This window comes from Paenarthrobacter sp. AMU7 (assembly GCF_041200195.1).
Classification (GTDB): domain Bacteria; phylum Actinomycetota; class Actinomycetes; order Actinomycetales; family Micrococcaceae; genus Arthrobacter.
The window spans coordinates 687,686-711,357 of record NZ_CP165735.1 but is presented as its reverse complement, the minus strand read 5'-3'; the positions used below and the strand labels follow the sequence as shown (position 1 = coordinate 711,357).

Annotated in this window: 20 protein-coding genes; 2 read left to right on the top strand and 18 right to left on the bottom strand. The window is 62.7% G+C overall.

What is annotated here, in order from left to right; all coding sequences use genetic code 11:
- Window positions 1-118: 118 nt before the first annotated feature.
- The 13 genes from ABQM86_RS03455 to ABQM86_RS03395 all read right to left on the bottom strand — a co-directional run bounded on the left by ABQM86_RS03455 (window position 119) and on the right by ABQM86_RS03395 (window position 17,273).
- On the bottom strand, window positions 119-2,404 hold the full coding sequence (locus tag ABQM86_RS03455; protein WP_369745933.1) for a gluconokinase, GntK/IdnK-type: 2,286 nt from the start codon (window positions 2,402-2,404) through the stop codon (window positions 119-121).
- Entirely contained in the window at window positions 2,394-3,623 is a 1,230-nt protein-coding gene (manD, locus tag ABQM86_RS03450; protein WP_089593517.1) for a D-mannonate dehydratase ManD, read from the bottom strand. The genes ABQM86_RS03455 and manD overlap by 11 nt, the downstream gene beginning before the upstream one ends.
- A gap of 35 nt (window positions 3,624-3,658) precedes the next feature.
- Window positions 3,659-5,029 carry a mannitol dehydrogenase family protein gene (locus ABQM86_RS03445; RefSeq protein ID WP_369745932.1) on the bottom strand — a complete coding sequence of 457 codons (1,371 nt, stop codon included), beginning with the start codon at window positions 5,027-5,029 and terminating at the stop codon, window positions 3,659-3,661.
- On the bottom strand, window positions 5,026-6,432 hold the full coding sequence (gene uxaC / locus ABQM86_RS03440; RefSeq protein ID WP_369745930.1) for a glucuronate isomerase: 1,407 nt from the start codon (window positions 6,430-6,432) through the stop codon (window positions 5,026-5,028). The genes ABQM86_RS03445 and uxaC overlap by 4 nt, the downstream gene beginning before the upstream one ends.
- Window positions 6,433-6,530: 98 nt before the next feature.
- Complete coding sequence (locus ABQM86_RS03435) at window positions 6,531-7,586, bottom strand: LacI family DNA-binding transcriptional regulator (protein WP_207596101.1); 1,056 nt, start codon at window positions 7,584-7,586, stop codon at window positions 6,531-6,533.
- A 76-nt stretch (window positions 7,587-7,662) separates the two neighbouring features.
- The gene (locus ABQM86_RS03430) at window positions 7,663-8,829 is read right to left on the bottom strand and encodes a Gfo/Idh/MocA family oxidoreductase (RefSeq protein WP_337340825.1); all 1,167 of its coding nucleotides are present in this window, start codon (window positions 8,827-8,829) and stop codon (window positions 7,663-7,665) included.
- 18 nt (window positions 8,830-8,847) lie between these two features.
- Window positions 8,848-9,732: a sugar phosphate isomerase/epimerase gene (locus ABQM86_RS03425; protein ID WP_280626363.1), complete on the bottom strand. Its 885-nt coding sequence runs from the start codon at window positions 9,730-9,732 to the stop codon at window positions 8,848-8,850.
- Window positions 9,733-9,794: 62 nt separating this feature from the next.
- Window positions 9,795-10,694, bottom strand: a complete 900-nt coding sequence (locus tag ABQM86_RS03420; protein WP_369745929.1) for an ATP-binding cassette domain-containing protein — start codon at window positions 10,692-10,694, stop codon at window positions 9,795-9,797.
- Window positions 10,691-12,586 carry a dipeptide/oligopeptide/nickel ABC transporter permease/ATP-binding protein gene (locus ABQM86_RS03415; protein WP_369745928.1) on the bottom strand — a complete coding sequence of 632 codons (1,896 nt, stop codon included), beginning with the start codon at window positions 12,584-12,586 and terminating at the stop codon, window positions 10,691-10,693. Before ABQM86_RS03415 ends, ABQM86_RS03420 begins: the two co-directional genes overlap by 4 nt.
- Window positions 12,583-13,524, bottom strand: coding sequence for an ABC transporter permease (locus ABQM86_RS03410; RefSeq protein WP_207596097.1), 942 nt, complete (start codon window positions 13,522-13,524; stop codon window positions 12,583-12,585). Before ABQM86_RS03410 ends, ABQM86_RS03415 begins: the two co-directional genes overlap by 4 nt.
- 6 nt (window positions 13,525-13,530) lie before the next feature.
- Window positions 13,531-15,069 (bottom strand): ABC transporter substrate-binding protein, encoded by a 1,539-nt coding sequence (locus tag ABQM86_RS03405; RefSeq protein ID WP_207596096.1) that lies wholly within the window; start codon window positions 15,067-15,069, stop codon window positions 13,531-13,533.
- Window positions 15,070-15,313: 244 nt separating this feature from the next.
- Entirely contained in the window at window positions 15,314-16,321 is a 1,008-nt protein-coding gene (locus ABQM86_RS03400; protein ID WP_369745927.1) for a Gfo/Idh/MocA family oxidoreductase, read from the bottom strand.
- Between the two features lie 106 nt (window positions 16,322-16,427).
- Window positions 16,428-17,273: a sugar phosphate isomerase/epimerase family protein gene (locus tag ABQM86_RS03395; protein WP_369745926.1), complete on the bottom strand. Its 846-nt coding sequence runs from the start codon at window positions 17,271-17,273 to the stop codon at window positions 16,428-16,430.
- Window positions 17,274-17,489: 216 nt separating this feature from the next.
- Between ABQM86_RS03395 and ABQM86_RS03390 the strand changes: the two genes are divergently transcribed.
- Window positions 17,490-18,494 (top strand): LacI family DNA-binding transcriptional regulator, encoded by a 1,005-nt coding sequence (locus tag ABQM86_RS03390; RefSeq protein ID WP_207597446.1) that lies wholly within the window; start codon window positions 17,490-17,492, stop codon window positions 18,492-18,494.
- A gap of 58 nt (window positions 18,495-18,552) precedes the next feature.
- Window positions 18,553-19,374 (top strand): ammonia-dependent NAD(+) synthetase, encoded by an 822-nt coding sequence (gene nadE / locus ABQM86_RS03385; protein ID WP_369745925.1) that lies wholly within the window; start codon window positions 18,553-18,555, stop codon window positions 19,372-19,374.
- A 6-nt stretch (window positions 19,375-19,380) separates the two neighbouring features.
- Here the strand turns inward: nadE and ABQM86_RS03380 are convergent, their stop codons facing one another.
- The 5 genes from ABQM86_RS03380 to ABQM86_RS03360 all read right to left on the bottom strand — a co-directional run bounded on the left by ABQM86_RS03380 (window position 19,381) and on the right by ABQM86_RS03360 (window position 23,670).
- Window positions 19,381-20,649, bottom strand: coding sequence for an FAD-dependent oxidoreductase (locus tag ABQM86_RS03380; protein ID WP_369745924.1), 1,269 nt, complete (start codon window positions 20,647-20,649; stop codon window positions 19,381-19,383).
- Window positions 20,640-21,071, bottom strand: coding sequence for a RidA family protein (locus ABQM86_RS03375; protein WP_369745923.1), 432 nt, complete (start codon window positions 21,069-21,071; stop codon window positions 20,640-20,642). Before ABQM86_RS03375 ends, ABQM86_RS03380 begins: the two co-directional genes overlap by 10 nt.
- 89 nt (window positions 21,072-21,160) lie before the next feature.
- Complete coding sequence (locus ABQM86_RS03370) at window positions 21,161-21,958, bottom strand: amino acid ABC transporter ATP-binding protein (RefSeq protein ID WP_369745922.1); 798 nt, start codon at window positions 21,956-21,958, stop codon at window positions 21,161-21,163.
- Entirely contained in the window at window positions 21,955-22,713 is a 759-nt protein-coding gene (locus ABQM86_RS03365) for an amino acid ABC transporter permease (RefSeq protein ID WP_089593502.1), read from the bottom strand. Before ABQM86_RS03365 ends, ABQM86_RS03370 begins: the two co-directional genes overlap by 4 nt.
- A gap of 36 nt (window positions 22,714-22,749) precedes the next feature.
- On the bottom strand, window positions 22,750-23,670 hold the full coding sequence (locus ABQM86_RS03360; RefSeq protein ID WP_089593501.1) for an ABC transporter substrate-binding protein: 921 nt from the start codon (window positions 23,668-23,670) through the stop codon (window positions 22,750-22,752).
- Window positions 23,671-23,672: the final 2 nt, after the last annotated feature.

Genomic DNA, 23,672 nt, shown 5'->3' with positions numbered 1-23,672 from the left:
AGGACCAAGCCCCCCGGGGGCAGGAAAAAGCCCGGCACCGCTTTGTGGGCGGTACCGGGCTGGGATCGCTCCTGGCGTGATGGCCGCAAGGAGCTCTTCCCTGCTGGGAACAGGGAAATCAGAGGCGGGTGTCGAACGAATCGCAGAAGACGTTCTGGTTGAACGTCCCCTGGAACCCGGACTTGCCCTGGATCTTTTGAATGGTCGCCCGGATGGCCTCGCGCGTTGCCGCGTGTGCGTGGATGGCGGTCTTGACCATGGGCACGTCAATCAAGTGGTTCGGCTGGTTCAAGGAGACAAACACCGTGGGAACCTCCGTGGCGTACCAAGGAATTTCGGCGGCCATGGGCGAGGACCACTTGATCCGAATGGAAGCCTCCTGTGCGAAACCCTTCACATTGGCGAAGACGAAAGCGGCGTCATACCGCTCCGCATAGTCGCCCGTGGCTTCCTCGGACAGGACCCGCATGAAGTTCATGCCGGCCTCCCCCGCAGCCTCGCGCTGTTCAGCGGTCCTGAAGACGCTGACCTCAAATCCTGCGGCTTCCAGCTCTTCCCGGACGGTGTCCAGGTAGGCCAGGGGATCGGCGCGGGTGAAGTCGGCGCCACCGGAGATGCCGTAGAGGCGGATCCGCGGATGCGTCCGAGGGGTGATGGGCAGGTTGCGGGCGGTGTCCTTCACCAGCGTGACGGTCTTGTCAGCAACGTCCGCAGCAATGGCACGGTGGGCCTCACTGCCGATGGCGGCCAAGGCTTCGGCCGACGGAACCAAGGATTCCCGCGACGCGAGGTGCAAGCCGAGGCTCGCCTTCAGGCCCAGGATCCGCCGCAGGGCATCCTGCAAACGCCCCTCGCTGATGACCCCGGACTTGTAGCCATCCAGCATGTACCCGAAGTCCTCCTCCGGGTTCCGGAAGAACAGGAACATGTCGCAGCCGGCCGCGATGGTCGCAGGTACAAGGTCGCGCCGCTTCATGGCCTGTGTCAGCCCCACCATGAGGGACGCATCCGTGAGGACCAGCCCATTGAAGCCCAGTTCGCCACGCAGCAGGTCCTGCAACAACTCAGGCGCCAGCGTGGCCGGGAGGATTTCAGCGTCCGACAAGCCTGGCCGGAAATGCCGGGACAGCTCGGGAGCGCCGATGTGGCCCACCATGATGGACTGCACACCGTGCACGATCATTTCGCGGTACACGTGACCGTAGCTGGCGTTCCAGTCGTCATAGCCAAGGGTGTTGTAGGACGTGACTACGTGTTGATCACGTTCGTCAATGCCGTCCCCCGGGAAGTGCTTCATGGCGCAGACGGTGGGTGATTCGCTGATGCCGTCGAAGTATTCCTTGGCCCGCTCCACCACAATCTCCGGGGTGTTGCCGAAAGCCCGCGTGGAAATGACCGTGTTGCGCCAGTTGTAGTGAATGTCCACGATCGGCGCGAAGGCCCAGTTGCAGCCCAGCGCGGCAGTCTCGACGCCGGCCACCTGGCCCATCTGCCGCGCAATGGCCCTGTCCGGATGCGAGCCCGCCTGCAAGTGCGTGGAAACGAACGTGCCGTCGTCGCAACTGCCGGCGCCGCCCATCTCCGGATTGGACGCGATCAACAGCGGAATCCGGGTTTTGGACTGGGCGTAACGGATGTGTTCCTGCACGGCGGACGAGGGCCCTGGCCGGTACCGCATACCGCCCACGTGGAAGTTCTCCAGCACGCCGTCAAGATATGCCGGGGAGTAATCGTTGTTGTGATTGATGAACAGCTGGCCGATCTTCTCTTCCAGCGTCATGGAGCCAATGGTGTTCTCCACCCACTCCACCGCGGCGTCATCCAGGTTGTAGGGAGCCGCTGCCAAATCCACCAAGTGCGGCCCGGCGTACGCTGCGGACTGGCCTGTCAGCGCGGCATGTACGTCATTCACGATGTCCTCCACGGGAGATGCGATGTCCACGACGATCCCGGCCTCGTCGTCGTCGAGCGCTTCCAACGCAGCCAGTTGCGAGTCCAGCAGCGAGGCCGGCATGAAGTGCCCGGGACGGGCAGTCATACGGGCATTCAGCAACTCACGGGTGCCGTGCAGGTGCACGAACACCACGGATGGATCGGCGCTGCGGATGATGTTCCGGTAGGAGCGCTTGAGCGCGCTGCACGCGATGACAAGAGCAGAGTTCGACGCCGGGAACCGCCTGCCGATCTCGGCCAGCCATGGTGCGCGGTCGTCGTCGTTCAGCGGAGTACCCGAGGCCATCTTGTCGATGTTCGCCTGAGGGTGCAGCGAATCGCCGTCGAGGAATTCAGCGCCAATACGGTCCGCGAGCGCGGCGCCCACGGTGCTCTTGCCGCAGCCGGCCACGCCCATCACTACGATGTGGTGGCGGTGCCCATCTTCAGAGCCGGCAGGTTTACCAGTCATGAACAGTGCCGTCCACGAGGCGGTTGTACGGCAGGTAGGCCTGCTGGTACGGGAACGCAGCGGCTGCTTCTTCATTGAATTCGACGCCGATACCGGGGTTGTCGCCCGGGTGCAGGTAGCCGTCCTTGAAGGTCATGGACTGCTGGAAGACCTCGTTGGTCTTGTCAGAGTGCTGCATGTATTCCTGGATGCCGTAGTTGTGGATGGCCAGGCCTACGTGCAGCTGGGCGGCGAAGCCCACCGGGGAGATGTCCGTGGGGCCGTGGAAGCCGGACTTGATCTGGTACTGCGCGGCGAAGTCCATGACCTTCTTCAGCGGTGAGATGCCGCCGAAGTGGGTGGAGGCTGCGCGGACGTAGTCGATCAGCTGTTCCTTGATGAGGGTCTGGAAGTCATACACGGTATTGAAAATTTCGCCGATGGCCAGCGGGGTGGTGGTGTGCTGGCGGACCAGGCGCAGCCCTTCCTGGTTCTCGGCGGGGGTGCAGTCCTCCAACCAAAAGAGGTCGTACGGTTCCAGGGCCTTGCCGAGCTTGGCGGCCTGGATGGGCGTCATGCGGTGGTGGCCATCATGCAGCAGCGGGATTTCCGGGCCGAACTCGTTGCGCACCGCCTCGAAAACGGTGGGCAAGTGGCGCAGGTAGGCGCGGGTGTCCCAGTCTTCTTCCAACGGGAAGTTGCCGCGGCCGGCGGGCTCGTAGTCGTAGCGTTCGCCCGAGGCCTGGGCCTGGGCGGCAACACCATAGACGGCCTTGATGCCGGGGACGGCAGTCTGGATGCGGATGGACTTGTAGCCCAGCTCCAAGTGTTCGCGAACGGAGTCGAACAGCGACGGAATGTCAGCCCCGGATGCGTGGCCGTAAGCGCGCAGACCGTTGCGGGAAGCCCCTCCCAGCAGCTGGTACACCGGCAGGCCGGCAACCTTGCCTTTGATGTCCCACAGTGCCATGTCGACGGCGGCGATGGCCGCCATGGTGACGGGCCCGCGGCGCCAGTAGGAGCTGCGGTACAGGAACTGCCACGTGTCCTCGATCCGGTGCGGATCCTTCCCGATCAGCAACTGCGCAACATGCTCCTTGAGGTACGCGGCCACGGCGAGTTCCCGGCCGTTGAGGGTCGCGTCACCGATGCCCGTCACACCGTCCTCCGTGGTAATGCGCAAGGTGACGAAGTTCCGGGACGGGCTGGTCACAAAGACTTCAGCGGCAATGATTTTCACAGCTTTTCCTTTCGGGATGTGGCTGGGTTGAAGGGTTAGGTTGGATTACCACTGATGGCAACCGGTTGCGCCTGTGCTGCGAATGTTTGGCCAAGCCGATGGACCAGTTCCACGACGGCGGGCTCCCCTGCAAGCCCGGCATCCAGTAACGACACCAGCGCAGCAATGCGGTCAAGGCCGGAAAGCTGGTTGGCATGCTCCACCTCCGACGCACGGGGATCCTGCAGGCCGGCGTTCGTTTCCACGTACGCGGCCCACACTGCGATCATCCGGGCCGCGGCTTCACCGGTTCGCCCTGCTGCACGTTCGGCGCGGAGTACAGGGACGGCCCGCATGCGCAGTTTGGTGCTGGCATCCACAGCGATCTGGGCCAAGTGGTGTGCAATCCGGGAGTTGCCAAAGCGCTGCAGAAGCGCCTCCCTGTACTCGGGAATGTCCAGGTCGTCACCGGCAAGGTGCCTGGACGCTTCGTCCCAGAAATCTTCGACAGCCCGCAGGCATACGGGATCGGCAAGTGCTTCGGCCACCGTCGAGTGCCCACGCAGTTGCCCGGCGTAGGCCAGGATGGAGTGCGCACCATTGAGAAGCCAGAGCTTGCGGTTTTCGTAGGGCTCGATGTCATCCACAAAGACAGCCCCGGCGTCCTCCCACCGCGGACGGCCTGCAGGGAAGTCTCCGCTCAGTACCCAGTTGCGGAAAGGTTCAGTGACCACCGGAGCGTCGTCCCGGTAGCCGCACTTTTCACTCACCAGGGCAACGTCATCCGCAGTTGTTCGGGGTGTAATCCGGTCAACTGACGTGCTCACGAAGCTCACGTTCGCCTCGATCCAGACGGCCAGGCCGCCGTCGAATTCTCCGGCGATACCCAGGACGCCATCCCGGGTGACGTTTCCGTTGTCTGAAAGGTTGTCGCACGAAACGACGGCCAAGGGGCCGGCATCGGCATCCTTACGCGCGGCGAGGCCCAGGACCAAGCGGCCCAACGGCGTCGCGGGCTCTTGCCCGGAAAGCAGCAGCGGGGCGTCGCCGGCACCGAGGCCGTACGCTGCCTCTGTGATGGTCAGGGTGACCACGGCTGTCTGCGGCGCGGCGACCAGTTCAACCAGCCGGCCAACGTTGGCGCCATCCACGGCTTCGACGACGCTGCCCACTACCTCAAAGGAGTCACCGGCGTCGGATCGCTCCACCACGGTAAACAAACCGTCCTGTCCGGCGAGGACATCAGCGGCGTCCGGTCGGCGTCCGGTGAAGGAGGCGATTCCCCACTCCCCCGCGTCGGCGGCGTGCTGCGTGTACCAGGCCTGGTGCGAACGGTGGAAGGCACCGAGGCCCAGGTGGACAATCCGGACCGGCGCCTTGCCGGCGGGGCGGGTCTCGCGGTTGAGACGCGGAAGCCCGGCGTTCACAGCTTGAACACCCTGCGCGGGGAGGAATCGACGACGTCGAGAATCAGCTCGTGCGCGCGGTCTTCAGTGACGCGGTGCTCGGCCACGAGGCGCGCGAGGAAGGCGGCTTCGATCCTGCGGGAGGCGTCGTGCCGTGCCGGGATGGAGCAGAAGGCGCGGGTGTCATCGATGAAGCCGGAGGACCGCGAGAAGCCAGCCGTTTCGGTGACGGCGGAGCGGAAGCGCAGCATGGCGTCCGGCGCATCGAGGAACCACCACGGGGCACCGATGTACACGGACGGATAGAAACCTGCCAGCGGTGCCAGTTCGCGGGAAAAGACGGTTTCGTCGAGCGTGAAGAGCACCACGTGGAAGCCCTTGGCCGTACCGAAATCCTGCAGCAACGGACGGATGGCCTCGGTGTAGTTCACGGCGAACGGAATGTCGTGACCGGTATCGGCACCAAAGGACTCGAACGTAGGGCCGTGGTGGTTCCGGTACGAACCCGGGTGAATGGTCATGACCAGGCCGTCCTCCACGGACATCCGGGCCATTTGGTACATCATGTGGGCCTCGAAGGCGTCGCGGTCTTCCGCAGTTGCGCTCCCGGCACGGGCACGTTCAAAGAGCGTTTCTGCTTCCGCGGCATCAAGCTTGAGGGTGGCCGGGGTGCGGACGCCATGGTCCGCCGATACCGCGCCATGCTCTACGAAATAACGACGCCGGTTTTCCAGGGCGGCGATGTAGCCGGCGTAGCCGGTGGCGCCATCAGCCGCGGTCTCGATGAGGCGATCGACGTTGGCACTCCAGCTGGGGTGGGCCACATTCAGGTAGGCGTCCGGGCGGAACGTGGGCACGACGCGGCCATTGAAGCTCGGATCTTCGGTGAGTGCCTTGTGGCTGGCCAAACTGTCCAGCGGATCATCCGTGGTGGCGAGGACCTCGATATTGAAGTCCTTGAAGAGCTGCCGCGGACGGAAGTCGGGTTCCACCAACTTGGCAGCAATAGCGTCGTAACTTGCATCTGCGGACAGCTCACTGAGGTCCGCACCGAGTTTGAACACATCGTTGAACTGGGTGCGCAGCCAATATCCGGAGGCAGTGCCTTCGAAGAGCGGCCAGGCCTGGACAAAGGTCCGCCAGATCTCCCTGGACTCCGGGGCGGACGCGGTGCCTGCCAGCAGCTGATCCATCGGAACTCCGTTGGCGTGGATCAGGCGGGTGACGTAGTGATCCGGGCTGACCAGGAGCGCAGCAGGATCGGGGAACGGCGTGTTCTGCTCGATGACTGCGGCGTCAACGTGGCCGTGCGGGGAAATGATGGGCAGGTCCTGGACGCGCTCCAGCAAGGACCGCGCGATGCTGCGCGTCCCGGGATCTGCGGGCAGGAGCCTGTCAGGGTGTGCTGCGATGGACTGTGACATAGGTCAATCTTGGCGGTCCGGTCCAACTTTTGTCAACCGGTTGCCAAAAATTGCCAACTAGTTGCTGGGTGGCCGCCCAGCACGGCCATTGGCGTTCCTCAGGTGGGCTGGACCAACAGCCGTCCACTGGAGCCGCGCACCACGAGCTCCGTTTCCACCCGGACAGCTTCGCCCGGGGCGTCCTGGCCTTGGAGCATGTCCAGCAGGATGGTCACGGCGCGGGTACCGCACTCTCCCAACGGCGAGCGGACCGTGGTCAGGGCGGGAGTAGTGAAATCGGCGCCAAAAATGTCGTCAAAGCCAACAATGCTGATCTGGTCCGGAACGCGCATGCCCCCGGCCTGCAATTCCTGCATCAAGCCAATGGCCAGGAGGTCGTTGTAGGTGATGACCGCCGTGGCACCGCTCTCCAGGACGTCGCGCGCAACCTGCCGGCCGCCGTCGACCGTTGGTTTGGACGACTCGAGGCGCACCGCGCTCAGCTTGGACCATTCGGCGGCGGCTTTGACGCCTTCCCAACGGCGGGCCGTCATCCAGGACTGCTTGGGGCCGGCGACGTACGCCAGCTTTTCGTGGCCATTGGCGGCCAAACTGCGCACGGCTTCGCTGATGCCCTTGTTGACGTCGGGAACAACGCAGGGCACACCTTGGATCTCGCGGTTGATGACGGCCACGGGTTTGTCCGCGGCCAAGGCGCGGATGTGGTCGTCATCCATGCGCGGGCTGGCCAAAATAAGGCCGTCCACCGTGCTGAGGAGGCGCCGGGCGGCGGTTACCTCAGTCTCCGGCGACTCGGCCGACTCAGCCAGAACCAACGTGTAATCGCGGGCTGAGCCGGTGGTTTCAGCGCCGCGGATGATGTCGAAGAACGTGGGGTTGGTGATGTCCGCGACGATCAAGCCGATGGTCTGGGTGCGGCCGGTGGGCAAGGCCCGCGCGAAGGGGTTGACCTGATAGTTCAGCTCCGCTGCCGCATCCTCAATAATCTTCTGCGTCTTGGCGCTAACGCGGCCAGGCTTACTCAGGGCGCGGGACACAGTGGAGGGATTCACGCCCGCCAGCTTCGCGATGTCGTAGATCGTGGCAGAGGACTTCTCCCCCCGGCCTCGTTTGGTGGGCGTGGTTGCTGTTCCAATGCTCGTCACGTCAGTCACCGCTCCATCGTAGACCGCTTGGCAACAAAAAAGGCCGGTTGCCAAATAAATCAGCAACCGGCCCGTTTCGCAATTGTTAGGAACGCTCGGGGAACTTGCCCTCTTCCGCGATGCGCTTATTGAGCTCGTGCAGGAACTCGTCCTCATCAAAGTCCAGCGATACTTCCTTGCCGGTCCAAGCCGAGAGGTGGATGGCGTTGGCCAGGCGGACACCGTTGATGCCATCGGACCCCGGAGCCAGCAGCGGCGTCCCGTCCAGGATGTTGGCAGCGAAGTTCTCCAGGACACCTGCGTGCTGGCCGCCCCACACGGACTCGAACTCAATGACCTCGCTGGTGTACAGCTCGTCGCGGTTCAGCTGGCCCATGAAGAGCTTGCGGACGTCGTCCATGCCCATCGCATCGCTGATTTCCCGTTCCGGCTTGACCAAGCGGGTCACGGTGGCAACCTTGCTGCCCTCCACCACGATCTTGCCTTGGTCGCCCAGGATTTCGAACCGGTCCGTTCCCACAATGTCATGGGTGGCCGTGACGAAAACGCCAGTGGCGCCGTTGCCATAATCCACTACCGCGGTGACCTCGTCCTCGACGGCGATATCGCGGCGGAAGCCGAACGCCACTTTCGAGTACACGGACTTAGGGACGCCGCAGATCCACTGCCAGAGGTCCAGCTGGTGCGGCGCCTGGTTGACCAGAACGCCGCCGCCTTCGCCGCCCCAGGTGGCGCGCCATTCGCTGGAGTTGTAGTAGCCCTGGGGACGCCACCAGTTGGTGATGATCCAGTTGGTGCGCCGGATGCTGCCAATCTCGCCGTTATCGACGATTTCCTTGAGCTTCTTGTACAGCGGGTTGTTGCGCTGGTTGAACATGATGCCGAAGGAGAGCTCCGGTTTGGAGGCCGCGAACTCGTTGAGCTCCTTGACCTGCTTGGTGTAAACGCCGGCGGGCTTCTCCACGAGCGCGTGGATATTGCGCTTGAGTGTCTCGATGCCCATCTCCGGGTGCAGGAAATGCGGCACGCAGGTGACGATCGCGTCCACGGAACCGCTCTCCAGCATCGTGATGTAGTCGTCGAAGAACGGGACATCCGGGTACTGGGTAGCGGCCAGCTCCTTCTTGGCGGGATCGATGTCGCAGATGGCGGCGATCTCCATGTTCGGCACGAGGCCGTCGGCGATGAACTTGGCGTAAGCGCCGCCCTGTTGGCCCAAGCCGATGATGCCGAGACGTACTTTCTTGCTCATGACTGCAATCTCCCGTGTCTAAGAACTGAAACTTGTTGAATTCTGGAAAAGGTCGGCGTGGCCCATGGCCACCAGGTTGTCGTATGAGGTCTGGAGCGCATCCCACACGGTCCGCCCATAGAGCTCGTCCTGCTCCACCAGGAGGTACCTGGCCCCCGCGGCCACGGCGGCGGGAACGATGGACGGGAAGTCCAGGTTGCCCTCTCCCACTTCGGCGAACTGCACCACGTTGCGGAACTCGGCCATGAAGCCGGGGAAATCGCCCTTCTCCAGGAGCCCGAAGGACGATTCCGGCAGTTGACCAATCCTGTAGTCCTTGAGGTGAACCATGGCAGTCTTGCCCGCGTATTTTTCGAGGGTGCGTACTGGGTCCAAGCCACCGCGCTGGACCCAGTGGACGTCAATTTCCATGCCCATGGCCGGGGAGTTCTCGGCGATGATGTCCAGCATGTACTTGCCGTCAAACTTCGCGAACTCAATGTGATGGTTGTGGTAGTAGAGGCTGATGCCGTGCTCCTGGAGGCGTTCAGCGTAGCCGTTGGCTTGCTTGGCGAATTCAACCACCGAGTCCAATGACCTCATGGCCCCGAACGGAAGCATGCCGATGCGCAGCAAGGAGGAGTCCAGGCGCTTGGCGTCGTCCACGATCTTGTCGAAGTTGTCCGCCAGTGATTCCACGGGCATGCCCTTGCGGCCTTCGATATTGACCGAGAGCGCTGCGATGTCCATGCCCAGCTCCGTACGGGAGCGGTCCAGTTCACCCACGTTCTCCGGAGTCATGGGGATTTGGGAAATCTCGACGGCGTTATAGCCGATCGCGCTGACCTTGCGGAGCGTTTCGAACGCTCCGACGTCTGCAAAACTGTCCTTCAGCATCATGGCTTGGACGCCTATTGTGGCCACTTTTTCCTCCGGGGTTTCCGGGCCCTTCCGGACCCTGGGATGTTTGATGGGTGCAGGGCCGTTCAGGCCACGGCACCTTGCTGTTCTGTTTGGCTGTGTTGGTTCGCGAGCAAGCGGTGCCGGTCTGCGCGGCGTTGTTCCTGGCGGTCCGGATCGGGCACTGGCGAGGCGAGCAAAAGCCGTTGCGTGTAGGGATGTTCGGGATCGCGGGTGACCACCTCGGCGGGGCCTTGCTCCACGATTTCACCGTGGTACATGACGGCGACGCGGTGGCTGATGTGCCGGACCACATCGAGGTCGTGGGACACGAACAGGTACGAAACGCCGGTGTCCTGCTGGATCTGCAGGAAGAGATCCAGCACGCGGGCCTGGGTGGACAGGTCCAATGCACTGACGGGTTCGTCGCAAACGATGAGTTTGGGTGAGAGCGCCAAAGCCCGGGCAATCGCGACGCGCTGGCGCTGGCCACCGCTGAACTCGCGGGGAAGGCGGTGAATGGCGTCAGTTGGCAGCCCCACCTGGTCCAGCAATTCCTTGACGCGCTTCTTGGCCGCTGCGGGCTCCATGCCTTGCACGCCCAGTGGTTCGGCCAGGATGTCGCCGATTTCCAGCGCCGGGTTCAGTGAAGTGTAAGGGTCCTGGAACACCACTTGGAGGTCGCGGCTCAGCGTACGGCGTTCCTTGCGGGACGCGTTGCTGATGTCGTTGCCTTCGAAGATCACTTTTCCGGAGGTGACCGGCGCGAGGCCCAGGACGGCGCGGCCAAGGGTGGTCTTGCCTGAGCCGGACTCCCCCACCAAGCCCAGGGTCTCCCCCTGGCCGATGGTGACGTTGATGTCCGTCAGGGCCCGGAAAGGCTTGGCCCGGAACCGCTTGCTGGGGTATTCCACCACCAGGTTTTCCACGCTCAAGAGCGGGGACTTATCCGATGAGTCCGGCTTCTGGCTTAGGGAAGTGCTCATGCCACCGGCTCCTTCTGTGCTGATCCGGACTGTGCTGCTGATCCAGGCTTCGATACAAGCATGGTCATGGGGGTCTTTCCTTCGAGCATGGACCCCAGCAGGGTCTGTGTGTACGGCTCTTTCGGGTTTCGGAGGATCTCCCGGACGGGGCCTTCTTCCACCAGCCGCCCGTTCTGCATCACGGCCACGCGGTCGCACAGATCGGCAACCACTCCGAAGTTGTGGGTCACCAGGATCACGCCGATGTTCAGGCGCTGCTGCAGTTCGCGGAGCAGGTCCAGCACATCCGCCTGGACCGTGACATCCAGCGCCGTGGTGGGTTCGTCAGCGATCACCAGGTCCGGTTCACAGCTGATGGCCCCGGCGATGAGTACACGCTGTGCCATGCCACCGGAAACCTCGTGCGGGTAAGCGCTGAAGGTTCGCTCCGGGTTGGCAATGCCGACGTCGGCGAGCAGCTTGAGTGCACGCTGGCGGGCTTCTGCCTTGGAGATTCCGAGGACCCTGACCATGGGTGTCACCAACTGGTAGCCGATGGTGAAGGCCGGGTCCAGGTTGCTCATGGGTTCCTGCGGAATGTAGGAGATCCGCTTGCCGCGCAGCTTGGACAGCCGTTCCTGGTTGACGCGGTCATCGCCGGGAGCCACTGTGTAGTTGCCGTCGAACTGGATGGAACCACCCACAATGCGGGCGTTGTCCGGCAGCAAGCCCAGGATGGAGAACGCGGTCTGGGACTTGCCCGAACCCGACTCGCCAACAATGCCCAGGATCTCTCCACGGTCCACGTGGAACGAGACGTCGTCCACTACCTTTTTGACGGAGCCATCAGCCTGCGGATAACCGACGCCGAGGTTGGTCACCTTGACCAGGTGGTGTTCGGTTCCGACGTCGACGGCGGCCACGGACTTCCGTGACTGCCGCACCTTGGCGGGGTCCGTCGTCGTGCTTTCTGCTGTTGCAACCGCACGCTTCTTACGGTGCTTGATCTTTTCGCCGTCTTCCAGGGCGTCACGGATGGCGTTGCCCAGCAGGACCAGTCCGCCGATGGTGAGTGCCATGGCCAGTGCCGGCCAGAGCAGCAGGGTGGGCGTGAGGTAGACGTTCTTGAAGCCTTCGGAGAGCATGACGCCCCACGTTGCCTTGGTGGGATCGCCCAGGCCCAGGAATTCGAGTCCGGACTGGATGGCGATGGCAACACCGGCGATGGCCGCGGTCTGGATGATGATCGGTGCGCGGACTACGGAGAAGATGTGGCGGGCGATGATGCTCAGGTCAGACAAGCCGGAGACCCGGGCGGCGTCCACGTAGAGCTCGTTCCGGACCGACTGCACGGCGGTGCGGGTAAGCCGGAAGTAGGCCGGGCTGATCAGGACACCGAAGGCGATCATGGAGATCCATACCGACGGGCCGAACGCTGCGCGGATGGTGAGGAGGACGATCAGGCCGGGCAGGCTCATGAGGATGCTGACTACCCAGTTGGAGACGGCCTCGAATTTGCCCGCGTAGTAGCCGGCGATCAGGCCCGCCGGGAGTCCGATGGCAATGGCCACGCCGGCACACAGCAACGCGGACAACAAGGTCAGCTGGGCGCCGAAGAGCAGCCGGCTCCACGTATCGCGTCCTGCACTGTCAGTGCCCAGGATGTTGACTGAGTCCGGGGCTGCCAAGGTCTTGGAGATGTTGGCGAAGTTCTCTTCGAAAGGCGCTATCACCGGGGCGAGGATGGCCAGCGCAGCGATGGTCAGCAGGATCACCAGCGAGGCGATGCCCATGGGGTTTTTCAGGAGGCGGCGCAGGACGGTGGAACGGACCACCGTGCCGCTCTGGCCTGCCTTGGCCGCGACGCCCATGGAGTCTGCGGATACTGCTGCTGAATCTACGGAGTCGCTCATGAGACACGTACTTTCGGGTTGAGCCAACCATTGAGGATGTCCACCAGGAGGTTCACGACGATGACCACCACCACGGTGTACATCACCACTCCCATGACGACGGGAAGATCGGTTTGGGTGGTGGCGGCGACGGCCAGCGGACCCATGCCCGGAAGGGCGAAGATCTGCTCGATGATCACCACACCACCCAGCATGCCGATCAATTGCAGGCTCAAGACGGTGAGGCCTGCCGGTGCGGCACTGCGCAGCACATGCTTGAAGAGGATTTCACGCTCTCCGATGCCGCGGCTGCGCAGCGTCCTGACATAATCGCGCTCGAGCTGCTTGATCACGGCGGACCGGATCTGCTGCGCGCCGCCGGTCACGCCGTTGATCAGCAGTGCAATGACCGGGAGGGTCATGGAGTAGACCCAGGCCTCCGGTCCCACCTCCGGGGAGATGGTGCTGGTGGCGGGGAACAAGCCGAGCTGGATGGCCAGGATGGTTACCAGGAACACGCCGATCACGTAGCCGGGGATGGAGTCCCCCACGATCGCGCCAATCTGGACCACCCTGTCCACCCAGCCGCGCTTGACGGCTGCGGCAACACCGATCAGTGCTGCGCAGATGGCGATCAGGATCATTGCGGTGAAGACCATGGTCATGGTCACCGGGATGCGGGTGGCAAGCGAGTTGGCCACCGGCTCCGACGTGAACCAAGAGGCTCCAAGGTTGCCGGTCAGGGCATCTCCCAACCAGGCGAAGTAACGGACAAAGAGCGGCTGGTCGAGTCCCAGTTCCTGTTCCTTCAGGGCCACCTGTTCAGGTGTTGCCTGATCCCCCAGGATGTTCTGGGCAATACTTCCGCTGGAGGTGTACAGCAGGGTGAAGGTGAGGACCGAGACGACGAACAACACCACCAGACCGCTGCCCAGTCTTTTCGCAATGAACTTGATCATGGGGTCCTACTTGGCGGGCGAGTAGTTGTAGATGGAAGGAACGGCCTGCTGGACCTGCGGCGTGACGTTCACTTTGTCGTTGTGGTAGTACATCTGGTTCACGCGGAACAGCGGGGCGAACCAAGCCTGTTCCACCACGTACTTGTTGACGTCCTGGGCCAGCTTGCCGGCATCCGTACCACCGGTGCGCACGGCCGCGATCTTGGCCTCAAGCTCAGGGGTGGTGGTCTTGAACGGGTTGTACAGGGCTTTGGTGGAGACGATCTGGTCGATTGCCACCGTCGGCTGCCCCTGGAAGAGGTTGAAGAAGAGAGCCGGGTACTTCTGGGCGGCAACATCCGAGGTGAAGGTGTTGGTGATGGCTGCGCCGGGGTTCAGCGTGATTCCCACATCTGCGAGCTGCTGCTTGAGGACGGAGATCAAGGTTTCCGCGCCGGGAAGGGTGGGAACTTCAAAGCTGACCTTGCCCTCGAAGCCGGACTCCTTCAGGAGCTGCTTGGCTTTCTCGGGATCGTAGCTGTAGTAGTTCTCCAGCTCCTCAGACCAGGCACCGCTGTCCTTGCCGAATGGCTGCGTGGTGGGAGTGCCCTGGCCCAGCATGACCTGGTCCAGGATGGTCTTACGGTCAAAGGCGTGGTTGATGGCCTGGCGGACCTTGAGGTTGGCCAGGGCCGGGTTCTTGGTGCCGTCACGGTCCAGCAGGAGCAGGCCTGACCAGTCAACCTGGTTGGTTTCGAGCTTCATCTTGGCACCCTCGGCCTGCTTGCCGTTCTTGGGGTCCAGGAGCGTGGCGTCAATCTGGCCGGACACCAGAGCGTTGGTGCGGGCGGTGGGGTCCAGGAGGATCTTCAGCGTCAGCTTCTTGAACTTCTGGAGATCCTTGTTCCAATACCCTTCGCGGGCGGTGAACACGGACTGGGAGTCCTTCACGGAAGCGGCCTTGTCCATCACGTACGGGCCGGACCCTACCGGAACGGTCTTGATGGCATCGGTTCCCAGCGCGGCGGGGCTTCCCATCAGGCCGGCTGCCTGGCTGAGGAAGTACTCAAGGGCCGGTTCCGGTGAGCTGAGGTTGATGTCAATGGTGTCAGCATCCACCACGGCAACATCGGACACCGAGGCAAGCTGACCCATCTGCGGGCCGTTGGCCTTCTTGAAGTGGTCCATATTGGCTTTGGCTGCCGTGGCGTCGAATTTGGCACCGTCACTGAAGGTGACGTCCGTGCGGAGGTCGACGGTGAGCTTGGTGTTGGTGTCGTTGTACTTCCAGGCGGTTGCCAGCATGGGGCTCAGCTTGCCGTCCGGTTCGCGGAGGATCAGTGAATCGTAGGCTGCCTGGTAGGGCTGGAGCGCGTGGCCAACGTGGGCCTGTGCCGGATCCCAGGAGGTGAGGTCCCTCAGGGTGCCCAACGTCAGGGCCGTGACGGTCTTGCTGCCGGCAGTCGAACCACTTCCAGCGCCGGCACCCCCGCCGCCACATGCGGTAAGCGCAAGGGAGGCGCTGAGGACGATGGCGGCTGCTGCCGCCTTGGGACCTAACTTCATTGTCGGCTCCTACTGAGTCTTTGCCTGATGCGAGTCAGAGCTTGGGGCGTGTGGCCTGCGCCACACTTTTCTGGTTGTGAGATTTACAGTACGGACTTTGTTTGATTTTGGCAACCGATTGTCAAAAGTTTCTTAAATTGTTGCCAAGCGTCGGGGTGAGACGTCTGGAGACACTGAACGTCACGCGAAAACAGCCGGAATCCCTGGGGTTTCCGGCCCTTCGCCCAACGGTTGCACGGATGGTTCAGCGCACCCGCTCGAGCATGTCCGGGTAGCTTTGCGCGTAAATGTCCTTGATGATCCCCAGGGACTTGCCCGCCTCGGCAGGGTTGATCCAGAAAGGTCCGGGGTGGGCCAGCGTGGAGTAGAAGTCCGCGATCAACAACTGATGGGAAACACCCCAGTAGGACCTTCCCCCGGTTTCCGCCACCCGCTCCTGGACGACGTCGACGGTCCCATCGACATAAGTCACCGTAAGATCGCCCCGCAGGTTCAGAGTTGCCTTCTCGGTGACAATGTCCAGCGTCACCGGGGCATTGACGGCATTGGCCAGGGTTGCGTAGAAAACGCTGCGGGCGCCGTTGACATGCTCGGCAACAAACTCCGCAGTGTCTTCCACCTCGATCACGCCGCCCAACGAACGGGTGGACGCGTGGCCCTCCACTTTGGCAACATCACCCACCAGCCACTGCAGCAGGTCCACCGTGTGGATGGCCTGGTTCATCATCAGGCCGCCTCCACCCTCCGCCCAGGTTCCACGCCATGGACGGCTTTCGTAATAGCTGCCGTCCCGGTGCCACATGACGGTTGCCGAGGCGCCGATCACCTGACCCAAGGTGCCGCCGTCGAGCAGTTCACGCATGGCTTGCGAGGTCGCGTTGTACCGGTTCTGGAAGCAGACGCCGATCTTCGCCGCGCTCCGCTCCGCCACCTCAATCAGGCGCTGCCCCTCTTCCAACGTGTGGGCCAGGGGCTTCTCGACGATCACATGGACGCCGCGTTCAAGGCAGTTGGCGGCCACGGAGGCATGAAGGTGGTGTGGCGTACAAACATGCACGACGTCGGGACGCACCTTCTGGAGCATGTCCAGGTAGTCCGCATAGCCGGGGACGCCGTGGGCGGCTGCCGCCGCCTCCAACCTTTCCGGATTGGTATCGCAAACTGCCACCAACTCCGCGCTCCCGACCGCAGATAGTGCCTCAAAATGAACGGTTGAAATGTCGCCGCAACCGATGACTGCCGCTGTTGGCATGTCCTGCTCCTTCGAAGGATGATGCTGCCGGATGGTGATGCTGATGCGTTGAGTGCTGGTGGAGCTGGATGCTGGTGGAGCTGAGTGCTGGTCCTGCTTGCCGGTCTCAGGCGAGGGTGACGTTGTTCTTGGCGGCCAGGCCGGCGAAGGCCCTGGCTGCGACGCCGAAAGCCACAGGGCCGGAGTAGCCGCCCAGTTCGTGGGCGCTGGCAAGGTGCGGCTCCAGCGACGCGAAGCCTTTGTACCCGTCGGCGGCCAATGCAGCGATGGTGGCATCCAGCTCGCCGTCGCCTTCGCCGGAAGGAACAACCTCGCCAGTAGTGGCGATCGCATCCTTCACCTGCAAGTACTCCAGGTATGGGCGCAGCAAGGCGTAGCCCTCGGTGTACGGTTTGACGCCCACCTGGACGAAGTTGGCGTTGTCCCATGCGACGCGCAGGGCCGGGGAGTTCACCGTTTCCATGATGTCCAGGACACGCTCAGGGGTGTCGCCGTAGATACCCTTTTCGTTTTCGTGAAGCAGAACCACATCATGGGCGGCTGCCTCGGAAGCCAAGGCCTTCATGCGCTCCATCACGGCATCCCGAATCTCCTCCTGGCCCTGGGCCTCGCCCCGGTAGAAGGAGAAGATGCGTACGTACTTGGTGTCCAGGGCTTTCGCGACCGAGATGATCCGGCGGAGGCGTCCAAGCTCATGCTCCACCGGCAGGCTGACATCCACCTTGCCGATGGGGCTGGCTACAGCCGAGACCCTGAGGCCCTTGTCGTCGAGGATCGCCTTCAGTCGCTGGACAGCTTCCGGCTCCAGTTCGGACACGTTGACGCCCCAGGCACTGCGGACTTCAAGGTGGCTCGCGCCGAGGGCCAGCAGCACGGCGGCTTGGATAGCGGGATCTGGATCTACTTCGTCGCCGAAACCGGACAGGCTCCACACGGCTTGGGGGTGGGTCACGAATTCTCCTAGGTAGCCCTGCGACGCCACCGGCCGGAGCACGGTGACGCAGTTCACAGGAGTGTCTTGTCATCACGAGTTTAGCCACCTTGGCACACTTTTGACAACCGATTGCCATGCGCTGCCATCATGTGGCATATTTGATTCACGGTGTGGCAGTGGTCACAGCCGGATGATCTTGTCGTTCAGAGAGGAACGCCCGTGGCGACGCAACCCATGGCAACAGGCCGGCCTGCCACCATCCACGACATCGCTGCGCTGTGCGGCGTCGCGGCATCCACTGTTTCGAGGGCCCTTGCCAACCCGGAGCGCGTCAATATCCGCACCCGCGAGCGGATCCAGGCTGCCGCCGTCGAGCTTAATTACACGCCCAACTCGCAGGCGAAAGCCCTGAGTTCAGGGAAGACCGGAGCTGTTGGAGTCCTGGTTCCGGACATCACCAACCCGTTCTACTTCGACCTCATCCGAGGCACCCAGTTGCAGCTCAAGGCCGCCGGCTACACGCAGTTGCTTGTGGATACCGAAGAATCGGACGAGGTGGAGGCCAGCACGCTGGAGCAGCTGCGCAAAAGCGCCGACGGCGTGATTGTGGCAGCGTCCCGCCTCAACGATGAAGCTCTGGCCGCTGCCGCAGCCCTGATGCCCATGGTCACTGTAAACCGCGACGTCGATGGCGTCCCCGCAGTCATAATCGACACCCCCTCAGCCATGCCGCAGGCCCTGGACCACCTGATTTCATGGGGCCACACGTCCGTTGCCTACGTTTCCGGTCCCGCCGTTTCGCAGTCCAGTGCCCGGCGCTGGGCCGCACTGTCAGCAGCCGCGGAGGAACGCGGAGTTGAGGTCCGCCGCCTTGGCCCCTTCGCACCCAAAACCCAATCCGGCGCTGCTGCTGCGGATGCTGCCGTCCACAGCGGAGTCACGGCGTGCATCGTGTTCAATGACCTCATCGCCATCGGGATGCTGCAACGACTCCGCGAACGCGGCCTCCGGGTGCCTGAAGATATGAGCATCGTGGGTTGCGACGATATCTTTGGCGCGGATTTCTGCAACCCTCCCCTGACCACCATGAGCTCGCCGATCGAGCAGGCCGGCCGGGTGGCCGTGTCCATGCTGCTGGCCCAGTTGAACCCGCTCGCCGGTGGCGGGAACCGGAATCGCTCGGTCATGCCCACCCATCTCACAGTCCGCGGCTCAACGGGTCCGGTTCCTTCCGATTAGCCCGAATCGCGGCGCAACATGGTTGAGCCTGGGTGACCGGGCTGACTAGTGTTGGACCATGCGCGAACTACAGGAAAAGATCATTGAAGAAATGGGCGTCCAGCCCCGGATCAACCCTGCAGAGGAGGTCCGCAAGCGCGTTGATTTCCTGAAGGATTACCTGAAGGCGACACACACCAAGGGATTCGTTCTTGGCATCTCCGGCGGCATAGATTCCTCGCTTGCCGGCCGCTTGGCGCAATTGGCCGTCGAGGAGCTCGAAGCCGAAGGCGTTGAAGCGAACTTCGTCGCCGTCCGACTCCCCTACGGTATCCAGCATGACGAAGACGACGCGCAGGCGGCCCTCGATTTCATCAAGGCCAAGACCGAGTGGACCTACAACATTTCCCAGGCAGTGGACGGTTTCGAGGACGAATTCGAAAAGACCACGGGGGCACCGATCTCCGATTTCCATAAGGGCAATACGAAAGCCCGCGCGCGCATGATCGCCCAATATGCACTGGCCGGCGAACACAACTACCTGGTGATCGGCACTGACCATGGCGCAGAGTCAGTGACGGGCTTCTTCACGAAGTTCGGCGACGGCGGCGCGGACATCCTGCCGCTGTTCGGCCTGAACAAGCGCCAGAACCGCACCCTCCTGGCCGAACTCGGCGCACCTTCTCGGGTCTGGGAAAAGGTTCCCACCGCCGATCTCCTGGATAACAAGCCAGGCCGCACCGACGAAGACGAGCTCGGCATCACCTACGACCAGATCGACGACTACCTCGAAGGCCGCGACGTCCCCCAGGACGCCGCGGAACTGATCGAACAGAAGTATCTCCGCACGCGCCACAAGAGAACAGTTCCGGTCACGATCTTTGATACGTGGTGGAAATAACCTGACCTAGCGGCCAACGGCGTAAGGCTCGGCCGCGAGCACCGTAGGTTTGCCGTCGATCAGGTCCGCCAGCATCTCTGCGGACCCGCAGGCCATGGTCCACCCGAGGTGCCCGTGACCGGTGTTGATGTAGAGGTTGCTTTCGCCTGCCCGGCCAATGATGGGCGGTCCGTCCGGAGTCATGGGCCTTAGCCCCACTTTGTAGGTAGCCCTGCTGAGGTCCAGCACCCCGGGGAAGAGTTCCTTCCCTGCTTTGAGGATGTTTGCAAAGTCCTTCCGGGCGTACTGCTGCGAGTAACCGGCGAACTCTGCCGTAGCGGACATCCTCAAATGATCCCCAAACCTTGACCATGCCACCAAGGACCTCTCGTCAATGCCGCCCAAGCCGGGGGCGGGGGCTCCTTCATTGATGGGAGCGGTGAGGCTGTAGCCTTTCGCCGGATAAACGGGGAGGCGGACACCGGCAGTTCTGGCCAGGCGCGCGCTCTCCGGGCCACCTGCAAGGATGAACCGGTCAGCGACAAGCTCACCTTGGCTGCTCCTGAGCGCTGCCACACGGGGAACACCGGCCGGTGAACTGTCTGATCGGATCCCCACTATGGCCGTGTCGAACGTGAAGCGCACCCCCAACTCCTCACACAGCTTTCGCACCTCCGCGGCAAATATGGCGGGATTTCCCGTTGCATCAGTTTCATCATGGACAGCTCCGATGAACCTGACGTGGCTGTTGGCCAGGGCTGGCTCGAGCTGGAGCAGCTCCTCCCGGGACACGATCCGCTGTGCCTGGCCGTTCTCCCGCATGATGCTGCCATGCGCCGTCGCCCGTTCCAAGGCATCCGCGTCGCGATAGAGATAGAGGACGCCGCCAGTTGAAGGCCGGAAGTCCATGCCCTTTCCTGCGATCATCGCGTTGAAGAGCTGTTGGCTCCGCTGGGCGAGGCGCAGCTTTGCCAGGGTGTTTCGATGTGCCCGTGGGCCGGTGCATTCACGCAGGAACTTCAGCCCCCACGACACAAGCTCAGCGTCGAGGCGCGGCTTTACCCGGATGGAGGTATCTGCGCTGAAGATTGATTTCAGCAATTCCTTGGGTGCGGACGGCGAGGCCCAGGCGAAGGAGTGCCCCGGCGCGATCAGGCCCGCCGTCGCGTCACTGGTGGCGAGTGTTTCAGCGGCCTCCCTGTCCACTACTTCAACGTCGTGTCCGCGCCGAGCCAACTCGTAGGCCGTTGTGACACCAATGATGCCAGCGCCGACCACCAGGAGTTTCATTTCCATGCCTCCGCCCGGTCAGGTCCGCCCTGCGGCAAACAGGCTGTTGCCTGCACTTCCACAAGGAGCCGCGGGTCCAGCAACTCGGCAACAACCGTGGCCCTGGACGGTCGATGTCCGGCGAAGACAGAGACCCAGGTCCTGTTGAATGCCTCCGCGAGCGCGGCGTCCCGGAGATAGACCGTGCAGGAAACCACGTTGCTAAGGCTGGCGCCGTAGGTGGACAGGACCTTGCCAAGCCTCTCCAGGGAACACCGGGTCTGAGCCTCGATGTCGCCTTCACCTACGACGGATCCGCCGTCGCCAAACGAAACCTGACCCGATACGTAGACGGTATCCCCTGCCCGTGTGGCCGATGGATAGGGCGAATCCGGGGTTGTGATGCCGTCGACGTCAACCGTCCGGCCGGGGCTATGAAGTGAAGTCATGGTTCTCTTTCAAGGAAATTGGGCGCGTAGGAGCGTGAAGCGGCAAGGCGTGTCAGGCCAAATGGACGCCGCCGGTGCGGGAGTGGAACTTAGCTGTCCGAGTTGTAAGAGCGGAGGAATGCCTTGGTGCGTTCTTCGCGCGGATTATCGATGACCTCGGACGGAGGACCTTGTTCGATGATGTGGCCGCCATCTATGAAGACGATTTGGTCGGAGATCTCCCTGGCAAAGGGCACCTCGTGCGTGACGATGACCATGGTCATACCGGACTGGGCCAAGCGGCGCATGACGGCCAGCACGTCCCGGGTGGATTCGGGGTCGAGCGCGGATGTCGGCTCGTCAAACAGGAGGAGGCTGGGACCCAGGGCCAATGCCCGGGCAATCGCAACCCTCTGCTGTTCGCCTCCGGACATCTGTTCCGGAAATGCCAGGGCCCGGTGCGACAGGCCCACTTCGGCGAGCAACTCCAGGGCAGTGTGGAGGGCTTTCTTCTCAGGGATCTTCAGCCCCTTCATTTGGGCCAACATGACATTCTCCACGGCTGTCAGGTGGGGAAAAAGGTAGAAGCGTTGGAAGACCATCCCAACCCGCTGCCTCAGCTTGGCCGAATCCTTGCAGACCGTCTTCCTCCCTGCGAACACCGGCTCACCCTGCAACGTTATGGTGCCTGAATCGGGTTGCTCAAGGAGGTTGATGCATCGCATCAAGGTGGTCTTGCCACCGCCGCTTCGGCCGATGATGCTGACAATGTTGCCTGGCTCGACCGTAAAGTCCACGTTGTCCAGCACGACGCGGCCTGAGAACGACTTCACCAGGGATTTGATCTCGACCACCGGACGGGCGTTGTTCACCGTTTGACCTTTGGTTTCAATTCTTCCGATCGTCATGGCTTTACCTCCGAGTATGACGTGGTTTCCGCTGCTGCCAAGAGGGCGCGTGCCTGAGCCAATCTGCGGTACCGGCGGAGGGACAAGGGGGCGCCTGCTTGCACGCGGCGTTCGAGCCTGAGGACCAATTGCGAGAGCGGGTAGCAGACCACAAAGTAGATCGCGGAAATGACGATGTAGACCTCAAGGGCGCGGAACGTTTCGCTGGCGATCAGCTGCGCCTGGGACATGAGCTCCGCTGCCGAAATCACCACCAGCAGGGAGGTGGACTTCAAAAGGTCCACCAGCATGGTGCCGGTTCCGGGCAATGCGAGCCGGAGTGCCTGCGGGAAGATGATGCCAGTGAAGGTCACCGTGGGCCCAAGGCCCAGGGCTTGGCCTGCTTCCCGCTGTCCGGGGTGGACTCCGAGGAGGGCAGCCCGGAAAATCTCCGAAAGGTATGCTCCGTAGAAGATCACCAGGCTAAGAGTGCCCGCTTGGAAGGCATCAAGACGGATACCGATGGAAGCCAAGCCGAAGTAGGTAATGAAAATGATGGCCAGCAGGGGGATGTTCTTGAACAGTTCCGTGTAGACGGCAGCCGGAATCCGGAGCAGCCGACGGGAACTGATGCGCAGGAGTGCGACGCCGAGTCCAATCACCACTGCGCCGGCGAAGCCGGCGGCGGTGTAGCCAAGGGACCTCAGCAGACCATCGGCAAGTGCTGGCACGTATTCCTGCCATGGCACCTGAAACAGGCCGGGTGCGGGGTTCATGATTGTTCCTGTCCTTTGGAATGGGTACCGGGCGGTTCAGTTCGAAGGAGCCGTCCAGTCAGCCGGGCGGTCCTCGGCCCGCCGATCCGCTGTCATGGACGGCGACGGCTTCAGGTACTGGTCCGGGTCGCCACCGTATTTGGTGATCAGGCTCGCAAGCTCCCCGTTGGCGTACATTTCGCGGATCACTCCGGAGACGGCCTTCTCCAGCTTCGGTGCCTCCCTTGGCACGTAGAAGCTGGTCATGTACGGCTGGAAATAGGCCAGGTCCGGAGATTTTTGCACTTCTTCGTCCGTGGGCGGCGTCAGGTACTTGGTCTGCATGCCCAGATCAGGGCGCTGCGCCTGGGTATAGGAAATGAGCAAAGGGTCCACGAAACCTACGTCAACCCGTCCGGAGCCGACGTCGGCGAACAGCCCATTGGCGTCAGGGTAGGCATTGAGCTTGGCCTCTGGAACCGCCTTGATTGACTTCACCCAAACGTAGCCCGTAACGGTGCCCAGGTTCTTGCCGCGGAGGTCTGCAAGGGTTTTGACGTCCTTGTCGCCTTGGACGGCCATCGCCGGCGGGGAGTAGTAGGGAGGATCGGTGAACAGGCCGGCCTTCGCACGTTCTTTGGTCCAGGCAATTCCCCCGATGGAGATGTCAACGCGGCGGCTTTGTACACCTCCAAGCATGCCGTTGAAATCGGTGACCTGGGGTTCGATAGTGAGGTTCAGCTTCTTCGCTGCAGCCTGCAGGATCTCGGCATCAAGGCCAACCAGCTGGCCGTCCTTCATTGCCGTGTATGGCATATAGGGCTGAATGGCCACTTTCAGCTTGCCCGGTTCGATGGTGTCCAGTGCGTCTGAATTACTGGCGACGCCGTTGCCGCCACAGGCTGTCAGCGCCAACGTCACGGCGCCAAGGACAGCGACGACGGATGTACGAAGGGGTTTGGGGATGCGACGAAACATGG